Source organism: Mycobacterium timonense (assembly GCF_025821985.1).
Lineage (GTDB): Bacteria > Actinomycetota > Actinomycetes > Mycobacteriales > Mycobacteriaceae > Mycobacterium > Mycobacterium avium.
The window spans coordinates 20,397-41,079 of record NZ_JACKSY010000109.1 but is presented as its reverse complement, the minus strand read 5'-3'; the positions used below and the strand labels follow the sequence as shown (position 1 = coordinate 41,079).

Genomic DNA, 20,683 nt, shown 5'->3' with positions numbered 1-20,683 from the left:
GGCGGCGAGATGGTCAGCGCGCCCGCGGGTGCGCCTCGGCCCACACCTCGCGCAGCGCGTGCACGGTGACCATGGTGTAGATCTGCGTCGTCGTGACCGAGGCGTGGCCGAGCAACTCCTGCACCACCCGCACGTCGGCGCCGCCCTCGAGCAGGTGGGTGGCGAACGAATGCCGCAGCATGTGCGGCGACACCCCCGAGGTGATCCCGGCGCGCTCGGCCGCGTCCTGCAGCACCTGCCAGGCGCTTTGCCGCGACAACCGGCCGCCGCGCACGTTGAGGAAGATGGCCGGCGTGCCGCGCCCGCGGCGCGCCAGCTCCGAGCGGCCGCGCACCAGATAGGCATCCAGCGCGGCCACGGCGGGACGCCCGATGGGCACCAACCGCTGCTTGCCGCCCTTGCCGCGCAGCAGCACCGACCGGGCCTGGGTGTCGACGTCGTCGACGTCGAGGCCGACGGCCTCGGAGATGCGCGCGCCGGTGGAGTACAGCAGTTCCAGCAACGCCCGGTTCCGCAGGGTCAGCGGGCCGTCGGCGGGGCTCTCGCCGCCCGCCGCCTCCAGCAGCGCCAGCACCTGGTCGATGGTCAGGCTCTTGGGCAGCCGGCGGCCCGGCGTCGGCGGGCGCACGGCGCGGGCGACGTCGAGTTCGGCCAACCCCTCGGCCGCCAGGAACCGGTGCAAGCCGCGCACCGCGATCAGCGCGCGGGCCGCCGACACCGCCGACAGCGCGGCGGCGCCGGTGTCGGGATCGCCGCGGCGCAGCGCCACCAGGAAATCGCTCACGTCGTCCTCGCCCACCTTGGCCAGGTCCGAAATCCCGCGGTCCGACAGGTGTTTGGTGTAGCGGCGCAGGTCGCGCCGATACGAGCTGAGCGTGTTCGCCGCGACGCCCCGCTCGATCGTGAGGTGGTCGAGGTAGCCCTGCAGTTGGGTCTCCAACGCCACCGTCGTCATCGCCCGGCCTTCCGCGCGGGAAACGCCGTGGGCCGGTCCTGCCACGGGCTGTCCACCGGACGCGGTCGCTCAAATCCCGTCGTGACGGCGTGGGCGGCCAAAATCCCTGCCACGGCAATGGCATTGACGATTTCACCGCTGAGCACCTTGCGGGCGGCGTCGGCCAGCGGATACCACTCCAGGGTCATGTCGGCTTCTTCGTCGTGCGCCTCGGGTCGGTCGACCCGGGTCAGGCCGGTGGCCAGATACACCCGCACCGACTCGTCGCTGAAGCCCGGCGTGGAGTTCAGATCGACGAGCACCGCCCAGGTCTCGGCCTTCAGCCCCGCCTCTTCCATCAACTCGCGCGCCGCGGTCAGATGCGCGGCCTCGCCGTGGACGTCGAGCAGCCCGGCGGGCAGCTCCCACAGCCGCCGGCCGAACGCGTGCCGGTATTGGTAGACCATCGGGATGTTGCCGTCGTCGTCCATTGCGACCACGGCGACCGCGCCGAAATGTTCGACGATCTCCCGGGTGACGACCTTGCCGCCCGGCATCCGGACCTGGTCGCGGCGTAGCGCGAAAATCTTTCCGGTGTACAGCGTTTCGGATGACGCCGTCTCGAAGACGTGTTCAGCCACGGGCCGCGGGCTCAGGTATGGGCCGCGCAGCGCTGTCCCGGTGCTGGATGCCGTTGGAGGACTGCTCGGGGATTTCCACCGGAAGCAGTTCTCCCGCTTTGTAATCCATGGCCGCCCCGACGAATGCGACGAACAACGGGTGCGGACGGGTGGGCCGGCTCTTCAGCTCCGGGTGGGCCTGGGTGCCCACGATGAACGGGTGCACGTCGGGCGGGTATTCGACGAACTCCACCAGATGGCCGTCGGGCGATGTTCCGGAGAACCTCAGGCCGCTTTCGGCGATCTTGTCGCGGTAGGCGTTGTTGACCTCGTAGCGGTGCCGGTGCCGCTCCGACACCTGCGTCGTCCCGTAGGCCCGGGCCACGATCGAATCCTCTTCCAGCACAGCGGGATAGGCGCCCAGTCGCATGGTGCCGCCCAGGTCGGCCGCGCCGGCGACGATGTCCACCTGGTCGGCCATCGTGGAGATGACGGGATCCGGTGTGTCCGGGTCGAATTCGGCCGAGTTGGCGCCGGCCAGGCCGGCCGCGCGGGCGGCCTCGATCACAATGCATTGCAGGCCCAGGCACAGCCCCAGCACCGGCAGCCCGCGGGTGCGGGCGTAGTGGATGGCCCCGATCTTGCCCTCGATGCCGCGGATGCCGAACCCGCCGGGGATCAGCACGCCGTGCACCTCCCCCAGCGCCGCCGCGGCACCGGACGCGCTCTCGCAGTCGTCGGAGGCCACCCACACCATCTCGACCTTGGCGTGGTGGAAGAACCCGCCGGCACGCAATGCCTCGGTGACCGACAGGTAGGCGTCGGAAAGCTCAACGTACTTGCCCACCAAGGCGATTCGCACCGTCTCGTGCGGCTCGTGCACCCGGCGCAGCAGGTCGTCCCATTCGGTCCAGTCGACATCGCGGAACGGCAGGTTGAGCCGGCGCACCACGTAGGCGTCGAGCTCCTCGCGGTGCAGCACCTTGGGAATGTCGTAGATGGACGGCGCGTCCGGGGTGGAGATGACGCCGTCGATGTCCACGTCGCACATCAGCGCGATCTTGTTCTTCAGCGCCTCGGGCACGTCGCGGTCGCAGCGCAGGATCAGCGCGTCGGGGGTGATACCGATGCTGCGCAGCGCGGCCACCGAGTGCTGGGTGGGTTTGGTCTTGAGCTCACCGGACGGCGCCAGGTAGGGCACCAGCGACACGTGCAGGAAGAAGACGTTCTCCCGGCCCAGGTCGTGGCGCACCTGCCGGGCCGCCTCGAGGAAGGGCTGCGACTCGATGTCGCCGACGGTGCCGCCGATTTCGGTGATGACGACGTCGGGGCGGTTGCCCTGCGCGTCCGGCTGGGCCATCGCCAGGATGCGGCCCTTGATCTCGTCGGTGATGTGCGGGATCACCTGGACGGTGTCGCCCAGGTATTCACCGCGCCGTTCCTTGGCGATGACGGTCGAATACACCTGTCCCGTAGTGACATTCGCCGAACCGGACAGATCGCGATCCAGGAACCGCTCGTAATGGCCGACGTCGAGGTCGGTTTCGGCGCCGTCCTCGGTGACGAAGACCTCGCCGTGCTGGAACGGGTTCATGGTGCCGGGGTCGACGTTGAGGTACGGATCGAGCTTTTGCATCGTCACGTACAACCCGCGCGCCGTCAGTAGCTGACCGAGGCTGCTGGCGGTCAATCCCTTGCCCAACGAGGATGCGACGCCCCCGCTGACGAAGAGGTGCTTGGTGGCGGTTTGCGGGTGCTTTCGCACAGGCGACCTCCGTGAAGACGGGCAGGGCGTCAAAATTGTTCTAGCGAATCACTAGCTGGGCCTGCCGACCCACGGAAACCCACCCTAACATCCACGGCGCCGCGCCGCGGGGAACACGCCCGCTACTGAGCGACCGTGATCGACGTGGCGCCGTGACCGGTGCCGTACTGCCCGGGGTGGCCGCCGTTCATCAGGTCATGCAAGCCGAGGACGGCGGTGATGCGGCCCGGCGCGGCGTCGACATTGTCGACGGTGCTGACCGCGGAGTTCATCCCGGCGTCGGCGCGGGTCACGGCGACGGCGGCGCTTCCGGTCGCCGATCCGTCGCGCCCGGCCAGCAACGTGGCCGAGCCGTGCGGGGCCAGCGCGGCCGAGAACCGGGCCACGCTGACGCCCTGGTTGCCGGCGTCCTGGGGTAGCGCGCCGCCGGTGACGACCAGCGCGGCGTTGGCCGCGCCCAGGTGGTCGCCGCCCTGGTAGGTGATGAAGCCGGTGTCGCGCAGCGCGGCCAGCACGGTGTTGCGCTGGGTCTCGGAGACTTCCGGCGGCGGCGGGCCGGCCGGGGTGGCGTTGGTCAACAAGGCGATTCCCATCAGGTCGCCCGCCTGCGAGCCCTGGTCGACGAGCTTGGTGCTCAGCTGCTGGCCGGCGGGCAGCACCGACGAGTTGACCACCGTCTGCAGCTTCTCCGCGGAATTGGCCTCGACGAATTCCTGGGTCAGCGCCACCGTCGTGGTCACCGTCCCGCCGGCCTGGCCGATGAACTTCGACACCGCGGCCACGTCGTCGTCCTTGGCGTCCGGGGTGCGAAACACCACCACCGACTTGCCGCCCAGCGCGTCGTGCAGCATCCGACCGGCCAGTTGGGTGTCGAAATTGTTTGCCGCGCTGAGCTTTTCGTTCAGCACATTCTTCTGGTCGTTGAGCCCGTTGATCTGGGTGTGCAGGTCGCGCTTCTCGTCACGCAGGCTGGACAGCAAGGTGTCGGACAGGAAGCCGGAGCCCAGCACCACTCCCACGGCCAGCGCCAGGAAGACGGCGGCCAGCGACAGGGCGTGTTGGCGTAGCGAGATCATCTAGGTGACCCACTTCTGCACCATCAGCGAAAAGTGGTTCCAGTAGTCGGTGATCCAAGTGCAGCACCACACCGTCGGTGCGCGACACCCACAGCGCGACGATGACGGCGATCAGCATGGTCAGCGCCAGCAGCGCGATGGCGCCCGCCGAGATGTGATTGCGGTACAGCGTGGCCACGGCCTTGGCGTCCACCACCTTCTCCCCCACCCGCAGCCGGGTCAGGAAGGTGGACGGGTTGCTGTGCGCACGGGTGCGGTCGAAGAACGTCTCGATGTTGGCGGTGTGGCCCGCCGTCACCAGCAGCGCGGCGCCGTGGTGATCGGCCAGCAGCAGGGCCAGGTCGATGGCCGAGCCCGCGGCCGGGAACGTCATCGCCCCCACGCCCAGGTCCTGGATGCGTTCCAGCCCGGGGGCGTGCCCGTCGGCGTCGGCGGGCAGCACCACCTGGGCGCCGCACTTGAGCGCGCCGGCGCTGATCTGGTCGGGATCGCCAACGATGATCTGCGGCCGATACCCCGCCTTGCGCAACACATCCGCGCCGGTGCCGACCCCGATCAGCGCCGGCTGGTACTCCTTGATGAACGGCTTGAGCGACTTGAGGTCCTCTTCGGCGCTGGGCTCGTCGGCGACGATCACCACGTGCCGGCGGCGCAGGTCGACGTCGATGTCGGGGATGCCGATGCCGTCGATCAGCAGCGGGCTCTCGCTCTTGATGAACTCGATGGTGTTGCCGGCGAACGCCTCGAGGTGGGCGGCCAGCCCGCTCTTGGCCTCGCGCATCAAGTCGGCGATGTCGTGCTCGGTGCGTTCGGTGCCGCGCACCAGCCGGCGGTCGCCGGCGTACACCCCGCCGTCGTACAGGCGGATCTTGGCGCCGTCTTTGACCTTCTTGAAGATGTCCGGCCCGGCCTCGTCGATCAGCGTCACTCCGTTGTTGACCAGCACCTCCGGCCCCAGGTTGGGGTAGCGGCCCGAGACCGACGGGGAGGCGTTGACCACGGCGGCGATGTCGGCTTCCACCAGGGCGTCGGCGGTGATGCGGTCCAGGTCCAGGACGTCGAGCACGACGATGTCGCCGGGGCAGACCCGGCGCAGCAGTCGGTCGATGTTCCGGTCGACGCGGGCGGTGCCGACGATTCCGGGCCGGTCGGTGTTTCGGGAAAGCAGGCCTGACATCTTCATGGGGGCGATTCTGTCGGTGAAGCGTCGGCGAGGTCGGGAGGCGCGCCGTAACATCAGCCTCATAAGTTATCTAGAGTCCCATTAGTCACAGGTAGGTGCCGAACCGGTCACGAACGTCGACTCGATGCGGGACATGGGGCCCGATGACGTCAACAAGTCGACGCTCGCCGGGGAGGCGCACCGTTTAGATCTCGTCCTTCTGGGCGGCGTCGAGCAGCTCGCGGGCGTGCGCGCGGCCGCTGTCGGACTCACCGAGCCCGGCCAGCATCCGCGCCAGCTCGGCCACCCGCTCGTCGCCGGTGACCCGGCGCACCACGCTGGTCCCGCGCGGCCCGGCGCCGTGCACCACCAGGTGCACGTCGGCGTAGGCCGCGACCTGCGGCAGATGCGTGACGACGATGACCTGGTGAGTGCGGGCCAGCCGGGCCAGCCGCCGCCCGATCTGGACCGCCGCCCGACCGCCCACGCCGGCGTCCACCTCGTCGAACACCATGGTGGTGCCGACGGTCTCCTTGCGGGAGGCGGCCAGCACCACTTCGAGCGCCAGCATCACCCGGGACAGCTCGCCGCCGGAGGCGCTCTTGGCCAGCGGCAGCCGATCCATCCCGCGGTGTGCGGCGAAGCCGAACTCGACCTGGTCGATGCCGTCGGCGCCGGCCCGCACCCGCTCGCCCGACGGCAGCGTCAGCACCGCCGCATCGTCGGAGCCGGAGCCGGCGGGCACGACGTCGGTGCTCACGTCGATGCTGAACTGCGCGTCGGCCATCGCCAGCCCGGACAGCTCGGCGGTGACCTCCTTGGCCAGCCGCTTGGCGGCCTTGCGCCGGATGGTGCTGAGATCGGCTGCGGCCCCGGCCAATTCGCGGCCGAGCTCCTCGACGCGGGCGGCCAGCGCGCTCAGACCCTCCTCGGAGACGTCGAGTTGGGCGAGTCGCTCCCGCGACTCCCGCGCCCAGGCCAGCACGCCGTCGATGTCGGCGGCGTACTTGCGGGTGAGGCCGCGCAGCTCGGACTGCCGGGCCAGCTTGGCTTCCAGCGCGCTGGCGTCGACCGGTAGTTCCTCCAGGAAACCGGCCAGCTCGCCGGCGGCGTCGACCACCACGGTCAACACCTCGCCGATCTGGCCGGCCAGCGCCAGCAGCTTGGGATCGTCGGTGGATTCCAGTGCGGCCCTTGCCTTTCCGAGCGTGTCGACGGCGGACAGACCGGAGCCGTCGGCGTCGTCGGCGGACAGCGCCGCGCGGGCCGCGGCGGCGGCCTCGCGCAGGGTGTCCAGTTCCGAGAGCCGCATGATCTCGGCGACCAGGGCGTCGTCCTCGCCGGGTTGCGGGTCGACGGCGTCGATCTCGCCCAGCGCGAAGGTCAGCCGGTCGGCCTCCAGCGCGAGTTCGCGCATCCGGTTGCGGCGGTCGGCGAGGTCGCGTCGCGCCGACAGCCAGGCGTCGCGCAGTTTGGTGTAGCGCTCCAACGCGGGGCCGGCCTTGGCGAACCGGTCCAGCGCGCCGCACTGCTCCTCGGGCCGCATCAGTCGCAGCTGGTCGTTCTGCCCGTGCAGGGTCAGCAGTTCGGCGGTGAAGTCGCCCAGCGATTTGGCGGGCACGCTGCGCCCGCCCAGGTACGCGCGCGACGGCCCGTCGCGGTTGACCGAGCGCAGCGCGATCACGCTGCCGTCCTCGTCGCGTTCCGCCCCGGAGGCGTCCAGCATCTCGTCCAGCCTGACCACCAGGGCTTCGTCGAGATCCGTTGTGGTGAAACGGCCTTCGACGATCGCCCGGTCGGCGCCGGAGCGCACCCGGGTGGCGTCGGCGCGGGCCCCGCCGAGCAGGTGCAGGCCGGTGACCACCATGGTCTTGCCGGTGCCGGTCTCGCCGGTCAGCACCGTCAGGCCGCGGTCGAACTCCCCGACCGCGGCGCTGATCGCCCCCAGTGACTCGATGCGGATTTCGGTCAGCATGGCAGTCGCAATCCCGTTCGCGCCGTCAGTTGCCGCGCCACCCGGTCACCGGAAGCCGGAACTTGCGCACCAGCCGGTCGGTGAACGGGGCGCTGTCCAGCCGGGCCCACTTCACCGCGGTGTCACACCGTTTGACCTCGATCCGGCTGCCGGCCGGTATCAGCATCTCGCGGCGACCGTCGCAGAACACCAGGGCGTCGTGGCCGTCGGCCTCGATCTCGATCGCGATGGTGGCGGCCGGGCTGGTGACCATGGGGCGACCGAACAGCGCGTGAGCGTTGTTGGGCACCACCAGGATTGCCTCCAGGTCGGGCCAGAGCACCGGGCCGCCCGCGGAGAACGCGTACGCGGTGGATCCGGTGGGCGTCGACACCAGCACGCCGTCGCAGCCGAAGGCCGACACCGGCCGGCCGTCGATCTCGACCACCACCCCGAGCACCCCGAGCCGCGGGCCTTTTTCCAGGCTGACTTCGTTGAGCGCCCAGCCGTGGTCGGACACCGTGCCGTGGTGGCGCACCACGACGTCGAGCGTCATCCGGTTCTCCACCCGATAGTCGCGCGCCACAACGTGTTCCAGCACCTTGTCGATGGCCTCGGCTTCGGCCTCGGCCAGAAAACCGATCCGACCGAGGTTGACGCCGAGCACCGGGATGTCGGCGTTGCGCGCCAATTCCGCGGCCCGCAGAAACGTGCCGTCGCCGCCGAGGACCAGCACCAGCTCGCAGCCGCGGGCGGCCAGCGGGTCGGCGTCGACCACCTCGATCTCGACACCCATGGCCCGCATGTCGTCGGGCGCCAGGTGCAGCGGCCCCCGGTCGACCGCCTCGGCGGACAGCACCCGCAGCGCAATCCCGTTGTCGCCCAGCACCTTCTGTACTCGGCGTGCCGTCTCGGTTGCTTCTTCGCGGCCGGTGTGGACCACCATCAGGACGGTGCGCTCGGCCGGGGTCACTGCGGTCCGCTTTCCACCGCGCGCCGCACCGCGCGGCACAGCGCGTCGCCGGCGAGCGGGCGGTCGGTGCGGGCGCGCAGCCGCAGGAAGTATTCGACGTTTCCCGACGGTCCGGGCAGCGGGCTGGCGGTGACGTCGACGGGGTGCCAGCCCAGCTCGTCGGCGCGCCGGGCGACCGACAGCACGGCCTGCGCGCGCAATTCGGGGTCGTTCACCACACCCCCGGGCCCGACCTGGCCCTTGCCCACCTCAAACTGCGGCTTCACCATGGGAACGATATCCGCGTGCGGCGCGGCGCAGCCAGCCAGCGCCGGCAACACCGTGCACAGCGAGATGAACGACAGGTCCGCCACCACCAGGTCGGCCGGCCCGCCGATCGCCTCCGGTGTCAGGTCGCGCACGTTGGTCCGTTCCACCACGACCACCCGCGCATCGCTGCGCAGCGACCAGGCCAGCTGGCCGTAGCCCACGTCCACCGCGACCACCTCGGCCGCCCCGCGGTCCAGCAGCACCTCGGTGAACCCACCCGTCGACGCGCCGGCGTCCAGGCAGCGACGGCCCGCCACCGCGATCTCGAAGGCGTCCAGGGCGCCCAGCAGTTTGTGCGCCCCGCGGGACACCCAGCCGCGTTCGCCGTCCGCGGCGACGGTCAGGGCGGCGGTGACGGCGACGGCGGTGCCCGGTTTGCGGGCCGGCATCCCGTCGATGCTCACCCTGCCGGCGCCGATCAGCTCCGCGGCCTGCTGGCGCGACCGGGCCAGGCCGCGCCGGACCAGCTCGGCGTCAACGCGGGCGCGTCGAGACATCCGCGCACTCAGCCCTTCTCCGCCGACTCCAGCGCGGCCAGCAGCACGTCGTGCGCCTCGGAGAGCCGGCGTGCGATCTCTTCGAGTTCGTCGAGCGAGGGGGCCTTGTCGGGGTCTTCGGTGTCCCCGGGCTGGGGCAGCCGGGCCAGCAAGGCGTCGATTTCAGCGCGAATCTGATCGGGATCGATACTCATCGCGTTACCACGCTAGTCACCCGCTAGTCGGTGCGCACCAAAGACCAGCGCGCCAACGCGGCGCGGGCCCGGTCGTCGCCGGCCCGGATGGGCAGCGTGCCGGCGTCCGGCGAGCCCCAGACCGCGCTGGCGACCGCCCGGACCACCGACAGCCCGTCGCCCGACCCGTCGTCGCGTCCGTCGCCGCTGACCGTGATGGCCGTGTCGCCGACGTCGACCCGCCAGCCCGGCTGCGGCGCCACCGCCAGCGCCGCGGCGTCCTGGTGCAGGGCGCGCAGGTCGTGGCCGATGTAGGTGGGGCGCCGGGCGGGCTTGGCGTACACCGCGTCTCGCGCCGAGTTGACCCCGGTGAGCACCAGCAGGCTGGGCAGCCCGGCGGCGTTGGCGCCCTCGATGTCGGTGTCGAGGCGGTCGCCGATCACCAGCGGCGCGCGGAAGTCGCCGCGGGCCGCCGCGTCGCGCAGCAGCGCCGGCGCCGGTTTGCCCGCGACCTGCGGGGTGGCGCCGGTGGCCGCGGCCACCGCGGCCACCAGGGATCCGTTGCCGGGCAGCAGTCCCCGCTCGGTGGGCAGGGTGAGGTCGATGTTGGCGGCCACCCACACCGCGCCGGCCCGGATGGCCAGCGCCGCCTCGGCGAGGTCCGGCCAGCCGATGGTCATGGACAGGCCCTGCACGACGGCGACGGGGCCGTCGTCGTAGCGGCGCACCGGGCGCAGCCCGACGGCCGCGATCTCGCCGGCCAGTGCCTCAGTGCCCACGATCAGCACCGGCGCGCCGGCCGGCAGCTGGCCGGCCAGCAGGTGGGCGGCGCTCTGGGCGCTGGTGGCCACGTCGTCGGCGGTGGCGGTGAAGCCGAGCTCGGTCAGGTGCGCGGCGACCTCGCCGGCACTGCGGGATGCGTTGTTGGTGACGAACAACGCGCGGCCGGGCAGCCTCGCCAACGCCTGCACCGCGCCCTCGGTGGGCGAACGCCCGCGAAACGCCGTCCCGTCCAGGTCGATCAGCAGGCAATCATGTTGCTGCGCAAGGGTTTTCACGCCGGACACGTCAGGCGAGTTCACTGACCCGGTCTTCGGCGTCGGTGACGCCGTCGAGGTCGGCGGCCGCGGCGTGCAGGAACCATTGCAGCGCCTCGTCGTTGCGGCCGAGCGCCAGCAGCGTGTCGGCGTAGGCGTAGAACAGCCGCGCCGCCGTGGAGCCGGTGCGGGTCGAATCCAGTTGCGGCGTGGACAAAATGGTCAGCGCCTGCTCCAGCTGGCCGAGGTCGGCGCGGGCCCCGGCGGCGACGATGCGCAACTCGTCGGCGTCGTCGCCGGACAGCTCGGCGGCCTCCGGCCCGCGGGCCAGCTCGATCGCGCGCTCCGGACGGCCGAGTCCGCGTTCGCAATCGGCGATCAGGGCCAGCAGCGCGGACTTGCTGCCCATCCGGCGGGCGGCGCGCAACTCCGCCAGCGCCTGGGCCCAATCGCCGCAGTGGTAGGCGGCGATGCCGACCGCCTCGCGGATAGCGGCGATCCGCGACGACCGGGCCCGCGCGGCCCGGGCGTGGCGCAACGCCGCCTCGGGGTCCTCGTCCAGCAGCTCGCCCGCGGCCACCAGGTGCCGCGCCACCGCGTCGGCGGTGGCGCGGTCCAGGGTGCTCAGCTCGCGGCGGATGTCGGGGGCCAGCTGCTTGGCCTCCACCCCCGGCGGTATCGGCGGCCCGCCGCCCGCCGCGCGGTCGGGCGGGGCACCCCGGCGCGCCGGGGTCTGCGGCTGGGCGGGGCGGGCACGACCCGGGCCGGACCACGACGCCGGCCGGGTCCGCCGTTCGCCGCGCTGCGGGTGCCTGTCGTCGACCACGCTGCCGAGAATACGGGCCGCCCCGCGCTCAGGATGCCAGCCGGTTACCGAGCAGCGGCGCGATCACCGCCGGGCAGTAGGTCGCGATCGCCACGATGGTGAACCTGCCCGCGGTCTCGTACGACATTCCGGCGCGCTGCGCCATGTCGGCGGCGACCGCGTCGAACGAGCCGCCGGGCTCAAAAAGCCTCGGGCACACCGACTGTCCCATCGCCATGGTGCTGGTCGGTTGGGTGTAGGCGATCCCGGCGTTGGTCAGCGCCGACAGGAACGCGTTGCCCAGCATGTCGGCGCGGATCGGCGCCGACAGCGTCCCGGCCAGCGCCGCCAGCCCGGCGAGCACCCCCACGATCAGTCCGGTCAACCGCACCCGCCTCGCGAAAATCACCGTGACCACAGTGCTCGGCCACGGTCACGTCGACGACACGGTGAGGTAAAGATTGTGCACACGTACGGCGTTTTGCGCGGCCGTCGGGCCGGCGGGCGGTCTACAGCTTTTCCACCCCGGCGATGGTGCGCTTGCCGCGGCGCAGCACCAGCCATTTGCCGTGCAGGAAGTCGGACGGTTGCGGCGCCCAGTCCTCGCGGTCGATGCGCACGTTGTTGACCGAGACGCCGCCCTCGCCGAGGGTGCGCCGGGCGGCCTTGCGGCTCTCGGACAGGCCGCTGGCCACCAACAGGTCGACGATCCCGTCGGGCGCACCGGGTTTGAGCTCGGCGACCGACGTCTCGCGCAGCGCCGCCGCCAGCGTGGCCGCGTCGAGGCGCTCCAGCTCTCCCTGACCGAACAGCGCCCGGCTGGCGTGCTCGACCGCCTCGGTGGCAGCCTCGCCGTGCACCAGCACGGTCAGCTCGCGGGCCAGCCGCCGCTGCGCGGCGCGCTGCTGGGGGCGCTCGGCGGTGGCCCGCTCCAGCTCGCCCAGCTCGTCGGCGCTCAGGAAGGTGAACCAGCGCAGGTAGCGGATCACGTCGGCGTCTGCGGTGTTGAAGAAGTACTGGTACCACGCGTACGGGGTGGTCAGCGCGGGGTCCAGCCACAGGCTGCCGCCGCCGGTGGACTTGCCGAACTTGGTGCCGTCGGCGGCGGTCACCAGCGGCACCGTCAGCGCGTGCACCGTCGCGCCCAGCTTCTGACGGACCAGCCGCACCCCGGCGATGATGTTGCCCCACTGGTCGGACCCGCCGATCTGCAGCACGCACCCGTAGCGCCGGTGCAACTCGACGTAGTCGTTGGCCTGCAACAGCATGTAGCTGAACTCGGTGTAGGAGATGCCGTCGCCCTCCAGCCGGCGCCGGACGGTGTCGCGGTCCAGCATGACGTTGACCGAGAAGTGCTTGCCGAGGTCGCGCAGGAACTCGATCGCCGACAGTTGGCGGGTCCAGTCCAGGTTGTTGACGACGACGGCGCCGGTGGCGGATTCGTCGAAGTCGACGAAGCGCTCCAGCTGGCCGCGGATCCGCTCGGTCCACTCGGCGACGGTGTCGGCCTCGTTGAGGGTGCGCTCGCCGACGTCGCGCGGGTCGCCGATCATGCCGGTGGCGCCGCCGGCCAGCACGATCGGGCGGTGGCCGGCGCGCTGGAACCGGCGCAGCGCCAGCAGCGGCACCAGGTGTCCGGCGTGCAAGCTCGGCGCGGTGGGGTCGAAGCCGGCGTACACGGTCATCGGCCGGGCTTCGGCGGCCAGCGCGTCGAGGTCGGTGGACTGCGCGATCAGGCCGCGCCAGCCCAGCTCGTCGAGGATCCCGGAAGACATCGCCGCCGACTTTAGTCGCTGGTCCCGGGGGCGGGCGCCCGCGGACTTCGCCGGTAGGCCGACACCTCCGGGCGCCCGGGCAGCCACAGCCGCCACGGCCGGTCGGCGGCCTGGCTGACCCCGACCCGCGGCCCGCACACCGCGGTCAGCGGCTCGTGCAGCCGCAGGGTCACCGGCGAGTCCGGGTCGAAAAGGTCGATTCCGTTGTCCGCCATGGTGATTCCCATGGCGGCGCACAGGTTGCCCGGGCCGCGGGCCAGCGCCGCGGTGTGCACCAACTCGCCGCGGCGGCCGCGCGCGACGTCGGTGCCGTCCTCGAGGGCGGCGGCCCGCAGCAGCACGGCGGCGGCGGTCCCGTCGGGCCCGCAGGACACGTTGGCGCAGACGTGGATGCCGTGGCTGCGGTAGGTGTAGAGCCGCCCGGGCGGGCCGAACATGACGAAGTTGCGGGCCCGCAGCCCCTTGTAGGAGTGCGCCGCGGCGTCGGGCCAGGGCCCGTCGGGGACTCCCCCGTACGCCTCGACCTCGACGATGACCCCGCTCACGCCCCGTCCGGTCAGGGTGGCGCCCAGCAGCCGGCGGGCAGCCTCGACCGGGTCGACCAGCAGCTGCTCGGCAGCGTCGCGCAATCGTCGTCCCGCCTCGACCACGTCAGATCCCTTTCAGCAACCCAACGAACCTACCGGCCCCGAACATGGCAATATCCCGGTGTCCCGGGACCCCAAGGAGCCCACATGCACGGAATCGATCCGGCCGCCACGGCCTGGCTGCTGGCCAGCACCGCGCTGGTGTTGCTGATGACCCCCGGCCTGGCGATCTTCTACGGCGGCATGGTCCGCACCACCGGTGTGCTCAACATGATCATGATGAGCTTCATCTCCATCCCGCTGGTGACCGTGGCCTGGTTGCTGGTCGGCTACACGATGGCGTTCTCCCAGGACGGGATGAGCGGGCTGGTGGGCAATCTGCGGCACTTCGGGATGCTCGGCATCACTCCCGACACCACCCACGGCGCGGTCCCCGAATTGCTGTACGCCACTTTCCAATTGACGTTCGCGATCATCACCGCGGCGCTGGTCAGCGGCGCGATCGCCGACCGCGCCAAGTTCGCCGCCTGGATGGTTTTCGTCCCGGTGTGGACGGTTGCGGTGTATTCGGTTGTGGCGCACTGGGTCTGGGGGCCGGGCGGCTGGCTGGCCCGGCTGGGCGTGCTGGACTATGCGGGTGGGCTGGTGGTCGAGATCGTCTCCGGCAGCTCCGCGCTGGCCCTGGCGCTGGTGCTCGGGCCGCGGATCGGCTTCAAGAAGGACGCCATGCGGCCGCACAATCTGCCGCTGCTGTTCGTCGGTGTCGGGCTGCTGTGGTTCGGCTGGTTCGGGTTCAACGCCGGATCGGCGTTGGCGGCCAACGGAACCGCCGCGGCCATCTTCCTCAACACCCTGGTGGCCGGCTGCCTGGGCATGCTGGGCTGGCTGTCGGTCGAGCAGATCCGCGACGGGCGGCCCACCACGTTCGGCGCCGCCTCGGGCGTGGTGGCCGGGCTGGTCGCCATCACCCCGTCCTGCGGCACCGTCAACACGCTGGGGGCGACGGTGGTCGGGCTGGCGGCCGGCGTCGTGTGCTCGTTCGCGGTGGGCGCGAAACTGCGCTTCAACTATGACGATTCGCTCGACGTGGTCGGTGTGCACTTCGTCGGCGGGGTGGTCGGGGTGTCGCTGATCGGGCTGTTCGCCACGGCGGTCATGACGGCGGGCCCGCAGGGGCTGTTCTACGGCGGCGGCGTGGCCCAGCTGGGCAAGCAGGCGCTGGCGATCGCGGCGGTGGCGCTCTACGCGTTTACCGTGTCGTTCCTGCTGGCCAAGGCCATCGACCGGGTGATGGGCTTCCGGGTCAGCGCCGAGGACGAGACCACCGGCGTCGACCTGACCCAGCACGCCGAGACCGCCTACGCCGAGGGCGTGCACGGTCATCTGCCGCAGCGCCGCCCGGGCCCCGGCGACCGGTTGAAGTAGCCCCGCGCGACGGTCGTCGGCGCCCGCACAACCCCGTCCGCAGTAACACGTTTCGCGGGGCCTGGACCAAAGTCCTTGACAACCACGCCCGGCGGGACGAATATTCATCACATGATGAGTTCATCCGGTGATGAATTAATCGGCGGGGCCGAACCGGCGGTGCGCATCGAGCACCTGCGGGTGGTCCGCGGCAAACGCCCGGCCCTGCACGACTTCTCCGTGCAGATCGCCAAGGGCAGCATCACCGGGCTGCTCGGGCCGTCCGGCTGCGGCAAGACCACCCTGATCCGCTGCATCGTGGGCACCCAGATCCTCACCAAGGGCAGCGTCACGGTGCTCGGAAAACCCGCCGGCAGCGCCGAGCTGCGCCACCGGGTCGGCTACCTGCCGCAGGACCCGACCATCTACAACGACCTGCGGGTGGTGGACAACGTCCGCTACTTCGCGGCGCTGTACGGGTTCGACGGCCAGGCCGCCGACGCCGCCATCGATCGGGTGGGGCTGACCGATCATCGAATTGCCTTGTGCGGCAACCTGTCCGGTGGTCAGCGCACCCGGGTGTCGCTGGCCTGCGCGCTGGTGCGCCGGCCCGACCTGCTGGTGCTGGACGAACCCACCGTGGGCCTGGATCCGGTGCTGCGCGCCGACCTGTGGGATCAGTTCGCCGCGCTGGCCCGCGGCGGGACCACGCTGCTGGTGTCCAGCCATGTGATGGACGAGGCCGACCACTGCGGCGACCTGCTGCTGATGCGGGAAGGGCGGCTGGTCGCCCACACCACCCCGAACCGACTGCGAGAGGACACCGGATGCACGTCACTGGAGGACGCGTTTCTGTCCATCATCAAGCGCAGCACCATGCGCGAAGCCGGCTGACGCTGCGCGGATACACCGCGACCACGACGCGGATCCTGCGCCAGCTGGCCGGCGATCACCGCAGCGTGGCGATGATCCTGCTGGTGCCCGTGCTGGTGATCACCCTGATGTATTTCATGTTCGAGAACGCCCCGCACCGCCCGGGCGGGCCGACCCCGTTCAACAACGCCTGCCTGGTGCTGCTGGGCCTGTTCCCGCTGTTCGTGATGTTCATCATCACGGCGATCACCATGCAGCGGGAACGGGCGTCGGGAACGCTGGAGCGGATCCTGACCACCCCGCTGCGCCGGCTCGACCTGCTCATCGCCTACGGCACCGCGTTCTCCCTAGCCGCTGCGGCGCAAGCAATCCTGGCGTGCATCGTGTCGTTCTGGTTGCTGGGCTTCGACACCGCGGGCAGCCCGGTGTGGGTGTTCGTGATCGCGATCGTCAACGCGGTGCTGGGTGTGGGGTTGGGGCTGTTGTGTAGCGCCTTCGCCCGCACCGAGTTTCAGGCCGTGCAGTTCATTCCGCTGGTGATGGTGCCGCAGTTGCTGCTGGCCGGCATCATCGTGCCGCGGGCGCTGATGCCACACTGGCTGCAATGGATCAGCAATGTGTTGCCGGCCAGCTACGCGCTGGAGGCCCTGCAACAGGTGGGGACGCACCCGGAGTTGACCTTCATCGCGGTGCGGGACATCGTCGTGGTGCTGGGCTTCGCCCTGGCGGCGCTGTGCCTGGCCGCGGCGACACTGCGGCGACGGACGCCCTAGCGTGACGGACGGCCCCGCGTGACGACCACCGGCACGACGCGACGCCGCCGCGGCCGGCCGGCCGGGTCCTCCGGCAGCCGGGAGCGGATCCTGGCCAGTGCCCGGGAGTTGTTCGCCCGCAACGGTATTCGCAACACCTCGATCCGTGCGGTGGCCGCGGCGGCCGGGGTGGACTCGGCGCTGGTGCACCACTACTTCGGCACCAAGGAGAAGCTGTTCGCCGCGGCCGTGCAGATCCCCATTGACCCGATGCAGGTGATCGGCCCGCTGCGGGAGGTACCGGTCGACGACCTCGGCTACGCCCTGCCGTCGATGTTGTTGCCGCTGTGGGATTCCGAGGTCGGCGCGGCGTTCATCGCCACCCTGCGCTCGATTCTGGCCGGCGAGGAGATCAGCCTGTTCCGCACCTTCATCCAGGACGTGATCGGCGTCGAAGTCGGCCCCCGCGTGGACAACCCGGCGGGCAGCGGGGTGATCCGCATCCAGTTCGTGGCCTCGCAGCTGGTGGGTGTGGTGATGGCGCGCTACATCCTGGAACTGGAGCCGTTCGCGTCGCTGCCGCCCGAGCAGATCGCGGCGACCATCGCGCCGAACCTGCAGCGCTACCTCACCGGGGATCTGCCGGACGGCCTTGCGCCATGAGCCGGGCGTGCTCCTCGTCGTCGACGTCGCGGGCCTCGCCGATGAGCAATACCGGGATGCCGTCCTCGATGCGGTAGGCGCGCCGCAGCCGCGGGTTGTACAGCAGCTCCTGGCCCACCAGCACGAGCGGACCCCGATCGGCCGGGCACACCAGGATGTTCAGCAGCGCCTCGTCGATCATGACCGGCCGCCGCTCAGCTCGGCGCGCGCGGCGGGCGTCAGCCGGCGGTACTGCCCGGATTCGGCGTCGAAATACCAGACCTGGCGTCCCGCCTTCGGGATCCCGGCGGCCCGCAGCGCGCTGATGGTCGGACGGTACGTGGCGCTGAGGTTCATTTCCGGCACCACGCACACGATGTCGGGGCCCAGACCGATCGGGATCTTGGCGCAGGCCTCGGTCAGGTCGGCCGCGGTGATGGAGGCGCCCGGCAGCAGCGTCACCGCCGACACCGCCACCTCGTGCCCGCCCACCGGCACGTTGTAGGTCACCGCCAGGTCGACGCCGTTGATGCACCCGAGCGCGTCGGTGACCGGCTCGGCGTAGACCACGCCGCGCGGGGTGTGCACCACCGACCCGCGCCGGCCGGCCAGCCAGTAGTCGCCGTCGTCGTCGCGGTAGAACAGGTACTCGGTCGATATCCAGGTGTCGCCGGCGGCGAACACCCCGCGTTTGACCGAGGCGCTGGGGTCGATCGGGCCGTTGGAGGCGGCCAGCAGCACCCCCACCTGGTGGGGTTCGGCGATCTGCACGAAGCCCCGGTCGTTCTCCAGGATCAGGTCGTGTTCGGTGTCGTAGGCGCCCAGCTCGATGCGCCCGGCGCCGGGCAGCGGCCGGCCCTTGCTGCCCACCTTGGCACCGGAGACGTTGGCCAGCACCGCCTGCCCGTCGGTGGTGGCGAAGAACTCGACGACGTGGGCCGGCGCGAACGCCTCGACCACGCGCCCCCACAGCCCGGTCGGCATGCCGGAGCCGATGAACAGCCGCACCGGGTGGTTGCCGTGCAACACGAACGCGGGATCGTCGACGATCTCGCGGAGCATGGCCCAGGTGTAGGACACCACGGTGACGCCGTACTGGCGCACCTCCTGCACGAAGCGGTCCCGGTCCAGGCCGCGCGACAGCGCGATGCGGGTGCCGCCGACCACCGCGCCGCCCAGGCTGACCAGCAGCGCCGACTCGTGGTGCAGTGGCGTCAGGCAGTACACGGTGTCGCGGCGGTCCAGCGCGGCCGTCGACGCGGTGCCGAACGCCGACACCGCCCAGCGGTAGTTGGTGATCTGCTTGGCCACCAGCTCGCCGCCGGCGGCGCTGAACGCGATGAACGCCAGATCCCGGGCCAGCCCCGGGTTGGGCCGGTACCAGCCGGGCAGCTCGACCGCGTCCGGGTCGATCTTCTCCATGTCGATGACGTACGGCTGCTCGGCGGAGTCCTCGGGCAGGTGCAGGTCCCGCGCCTCGCCGCCGCCGAGCACCAGCACCTGCCGCAGCAGCTGCCGGTCCGAGGCCAGCACCGACTCGAGGTTGGTGGGGTCGGTCAGGATCTCGGTAGCGCCCCCGAGCCGCACCGAGGCGGCCAGGTCGGCGTCGGGCCGCATCACCACCGCGATGGCGCCGAGCCGGGACAGCGCGGCGATGGCCACCAGTGCGCTGGGCCGCGTCTCCATCAGCACACCGACCCGGTCGCCCTGGCGCACCCCCACCTCGATCAGGCCACGCACGACGTTGTTGATGCGCCGGTTGACGGCCTCGTAGGTGTGCACCCGCCCGTCGAACAGCAGGAATTCGCCCTGCGGGGCGTCGTGGGCCTGCTCCTCGATGATGCGGCCCAGCGAGATCCGGGTGTGGTCGTTGATCTGGCCCAACCGGACCAGCCGGGGCAGGGTGCGGGCGGTCTCGACGGCCAGGGTGCGCACCGACTTGTTGGCGGTGACGACCGCGTTGGCCGCGCCGCGCACCAGCCCGATCGCCGCCTCGGAGGCCTCCCCCAGCTCGTGCGCGATCCGCGAGCTCAGGGCCACCCCGCTGTCGGTGTGCTCGGCCGGCTGGTCCGCCATCGGGTCGATGCCGGTGGGTTTGTCACCGCCGGTGGACAGCCATTTCACCCACGCGGCCACGGTCGGCCAGCTGTGCTGGGCGGCCTTGGAGCCGACCACCAGGCCGAAGTGGCCGGTGCGGATGGTGCACTCGTAGACCTCGGCGTCCGGAGCCGCGCGCCGGATGCCGCGCACCGAGGCGGGCTGCCCGATGTCGTCGACCTCGCCGACGAAGGCCAGCACCGGACAGGTGATGTCGGTGAGGGTGACCATCTGGCCGTTGACGGCGAACCCGCCGGTCATCATCCGGTTGTGGGCGATGAACTGCTTGAGCAGCTCGGAGATCGCGGGGCCGGACCAGGCGATCCATCCCTCACGCTCGAGGAACCGGCGCTGCTGCTCGCGCGGCAGCAGCGCCTCCCGGTCGTGCAGCTGGCGCAGGAAGTCCACCCGCGCCTTGGCGGTTTTGAGCGGGTCGAGCATCTGGAAGCCGGTGCGCGCCATCCAGCTGGGGATGGCCAGCCGGCTGAACACGTGGTCGGCCATGAAGTTGGCCGCGGGCGCGGCGAAGTTGGCCGGGATGCCCATCGGCAGGGCGGCCAGGGTGTCCACCGGCGAACCGAACGTGACGATGCTGGCCAGACTCTTCGACCGCCGGTAGGCGGCCACCTGGTAGCACCACATGCCGCCCTGCGAGTAGCCGACCAGGTGGATGTCGGCGCCGGTGACGTCCTTGACGGTGTCGATGGCCTGGCTGAGCGCGACGATGTGGTCGGTGAGGGTGCGGCGCATCCCGCCCTCCACCTTGTCCGGTTCGCCGAAGTCGATCACCCAGGGATCGAGCCCGTGCGCGTGCAGGATCCCCACCGCCCCCTCGTCGCGGGTGACGTCCCACATGTCGGCCGACATCATCATCGGGTGCACCATCAGCACCGGCGGGCCGACCGGCGGCTGGCCGGGCCGGCTGTCCGGCGGGAAGTAGCGCCGAAGCTTGTACATCGGCACGCTCTCGACGATCTGCGACGGCGACGCGACCGTGCCGGTTTCCAATCCCCCCAGTCGCAAGACCTCCAGCCCGTTCTGCGCCGTGGCGATCAGCCGCCCGACCGGTCGCGTGACCATCGACAAATTGAGATCCACCGCCGCTCCCTGAGTCTTGACAGCTTGCACATCATGGCACATCGGGCCAGCTAGAAGGGCGGTGGTCGGCCCGCATCGGCGACCCGGGCGGATCGCCTTCCGGCGGCGCGGTCGGCGACCGTGCGGTGCTGCGCGGAAAGCTCATCGTGG

At 71.2% G+C, this 20,683-nt stretch carries 19 protein-coding genes and 1 pseudogene; 4 read left to right on the top strand and 16 right to left on the bottom strand.

Annotation, left to right across the window (positions count from 1 at the left end):
- Positions 1-13: 13 nt before the first annotated feature.
- The 14 genes and pseudogenes from xerD to H7I87_RS26195 all read right to left on the bottom strand — a co-directional run bounded on the left by xerD (position 14) and on the right by H7I87_RS26195 (position 13,709).
- Positions 14-955, bottom strand: a complete 942-nt coding sequence (gene xerD, locus H7I87_RS26260; protein ID WP_009977243.1) for a site-specific tyrosine recombinase XerD — start codon at positions 953-955, stop codon at positions 14-16.
- Positions 952-1,575 (bottom strand): NUDIX domain-containing protein, encoded by a 624-nt coding sequence (locus H7I87_RS26255; RefSeq protein WP_003876321.1) that lies wholly within the window; start codon positions 1,573-1,575, stop codon positions 952-954. The genes xerD and H7I87_RS26255 overlap by 4 nt, the downstream gene beginning before the upstream one ends.
- The gene (gene pyrG, locus H7I87_RS26250; protein ID WP_003876320.1) at positions 1,568-3,319 is read right to left on the bottom strand and encodes a CTP synthase; all 1,752 of its coding nucleotides are present in this window, start codon (positions 3,317-3,319) and stop codon (positions 1,568-1,570) included. The genes H7I87_RS26255 and pyrG overlap by 8 nt, the downstream gene beginning before the upstream one ends.
- Positions 3,320-3,441: 122 nt before the next feature.
- Positions 3,442-4,395 (bottom strand): copper transporter, encoded by a 954-nt coding sequence (locus tag H7I87_RS26245; protein ID WP_009977247.1) that lies wholly within the window; start codon positions 4,393-4,395, stop codon positions 3,442-3,444.
- A pseudogene (gene steA, locus H7I87_RS26240) lies at positions 4,396-5,578 on the bottom strand (putative cytokinetic ring protein SteA).
- Between the two features lie 184 nt (positions 5,579-5,762).
- Positions 5,763-7,532, bottom strand: coding sequence for a DNA repair protein RecN (gene recN / locus H7I87_RS26235; protein ID WP_011725232.1), 1,770 nt, complete (start codon positions 7,530-7,532; stop codon positions 5,763-5,765).
- Positions 7,533-7,557: 25 nt separating this feature from the next.
- Positions 7,558-8,484 (bottom strand): NAD kinase, encoded by a 927-nt coding sequence (locus H7I87_RS26230; protein WP_011725233.1) that lies wholly within the window; start codon positions 8,482-8,484, stop codon positions 7,558-7,560.
- Positions 8,481-9,290 (bottom strand): TlyA family RNA methyltransferase, encoded by an 810-nt coding sequence (locus H7I87_RS26225; protein WP_011725234.1) that lies wholly within the window; start codon positions 9,288-9,290, stop codon positions 8,481-8,483. The genes H7I87_RS26230 and H7I87_RS26225 overlap by 4 nt, the downstream gene beginning before the upstream one ends.
- Before the next feature lie 8 nt (positions 9,291-9,298).
- Positions 9,299-9,484 (bottom strand): hypothetical protein, encoded by a 186-nt coding sequence (locus H7I87_RS26220; RefSeq protein ID WP_003876314.1) that lies wholly within the window; start codon positions 9,482-9,484, stop codon positions 9,299-9,301.
- Positions 9,485-9,507: 23 nt separating this feature from the next.
- Positions 9,508-10,521 (bottom strand): HAD-IIA family hydrolase, encoded by a 1,014-nt coding sequence (locus tag H7I87_RS26215; RefSeq protein ID WP_031348029.1) that lies wholly within the window; start codon positions 10,519-10,521, stop codon positions 9,508-9,510.
- 10 nt (positions 10,522-10,531) lie between these two features.
- Positions 10,532-11,326, bottom strand: coding sequence for a tetratricopeptide repeat protein (locus H7I87_RS26210; RefSeq protein WP_085989551.1), 795 nt, complete (start codon positions 11,324-11,326; stop codon positions 10,532-10,534).
- Between the two features lie 28 nt (positions 11,327-11,354).
- Positions 11,355-11,723, bottom strand: a complete 369-nt coding sequence (locus H7I87_RS26205; protein ID WP_011725236.1) for a DUF732 domain-containing protein — start codon at positions 11,721-11,723, stop codon at positions 11,355-11,357.
- A gap of 91 nt (positions 11,724-11,814) precedes the next feature.
- Positions 11,815-13,080 carry a tyrosine--tRNA ligase gene (gene tyrS / locus H7I87_RS26200; RefSeq protein ID WP_011725237.1) on the bottom strand — a complete coding sequence of 422 codons (1,266 nt, stop codon included), beginning with the start codon at positions 13,078-13,080 and terminating at the stop codon, positions 11,815-11,817.
- A gap of 11 nt (positions 13,081-13,091) precedes the next feature.
- Entirely contained in the window at positions 13,092-13,709 is a 618-nt protein-coding gene (locus tag H7I87_RS26195) for a DNA-3-methyladenine glycosylase (protein ID WP_003877793.1), read from the bottom strand.
- A 105-nt stretch (positions 13,710-13,814) separates the two neighbouring features.
- On the opposite strand from H7I87_RS26195, the gene H7I87_RS26190 reads away from it, so the two are divergent.
- The 4 genes from H7I87_RS26190 (at position 13,815) to H7I87_RS26175 (ending at position 17,359) form a co-directional block, all read left to right on the top strand.
- Positions 13,815-15,092 carry an ammonium transporter gene (locus H7I87_RS26190; RefSeq protein WP_011725238.1) on the top strand — a complete coding sequence of 426 codons (1,278 nt, stop codon included), beginning with the start codon at positions 13,815-13,817 and terminating at the stop codon, positions 15,090-15,092.
- Between the two features lie 111 nt (positions 15,093-15,203).
- A complete protein-coding gene (locus H7I87_RS26185; RefSeq protein ID WP_011725239.1) occupies positions 15,204-15,965 on the top strand; it encodes an ABC transporter ATP-binding protein in 762 nt (253 codons plus the stop codon).
- A complete protein-coding gene (locus tag H7I87_RS26180) occupies positions 15,899-16,717 on the top strand; it encodes an ABC transporter permease (protein ID WP_196236124.1) in 819 nt (272 codons plus the stop codon). Before H7I87_RS26185 ends, H7I87_RS26180 begins: the two co-directional genes overlap by 67 nt.
- A gap of 18 nt (positions 16,718-16,735) precedes the next feature.
- Positions 16,736-17,359, top strand: coding sequence for a TetR/AcrR family transcriptional regulator (locus H7I87_RS26175; protein WP_011725241.1), 624 nt, complete (start codon positions 16,736-16,738; stop codon positions 17,357-17,359).
- On the opposite strand, the gene H7I87_RS26170 is transcribed toward H7I87_RS26175, so the two are convergent.
- Both H7I87_RS26170 and H7I87_RS26165 read right to left on the bottom strand, forming a co-directional pair.
- The gene (locus H7I87_RS26170; protein ID WP_011725242.1) at positions 17,325-17,540 is read right to left on the bottom strand and encodes a Trm112 family protein; all 216 of its coding nucleotides are present in this window, start codon (positions 17,538-17,540) and stop codon (positions 17,325-17,327) included. The two genes, H7I87_RS26175 and H7I87_RS26170, sit on opposite strands and share 35 nt — an antisense overlap.
- Positions 17,537-20,575 carry an acyl-CoA synthetase gene (locus H7I87_RS26165; RefSeq protein ID WP_085989552.1) on the bottom strand — a complete coding sequence of 1,013 codons (3,039 nt, stop codon included), beginning with the start codon at positions 20,573-20,575 and terminating at the stop codon, positions 17,537-17,539. Before H7I87_RS26165 ends, H7I87_RS26170 begins: the two co-directional genes overlap by 4 nt.
- Between the last annotated feature and the right edge of the window lie 108 nt (positions 20,576-20,683).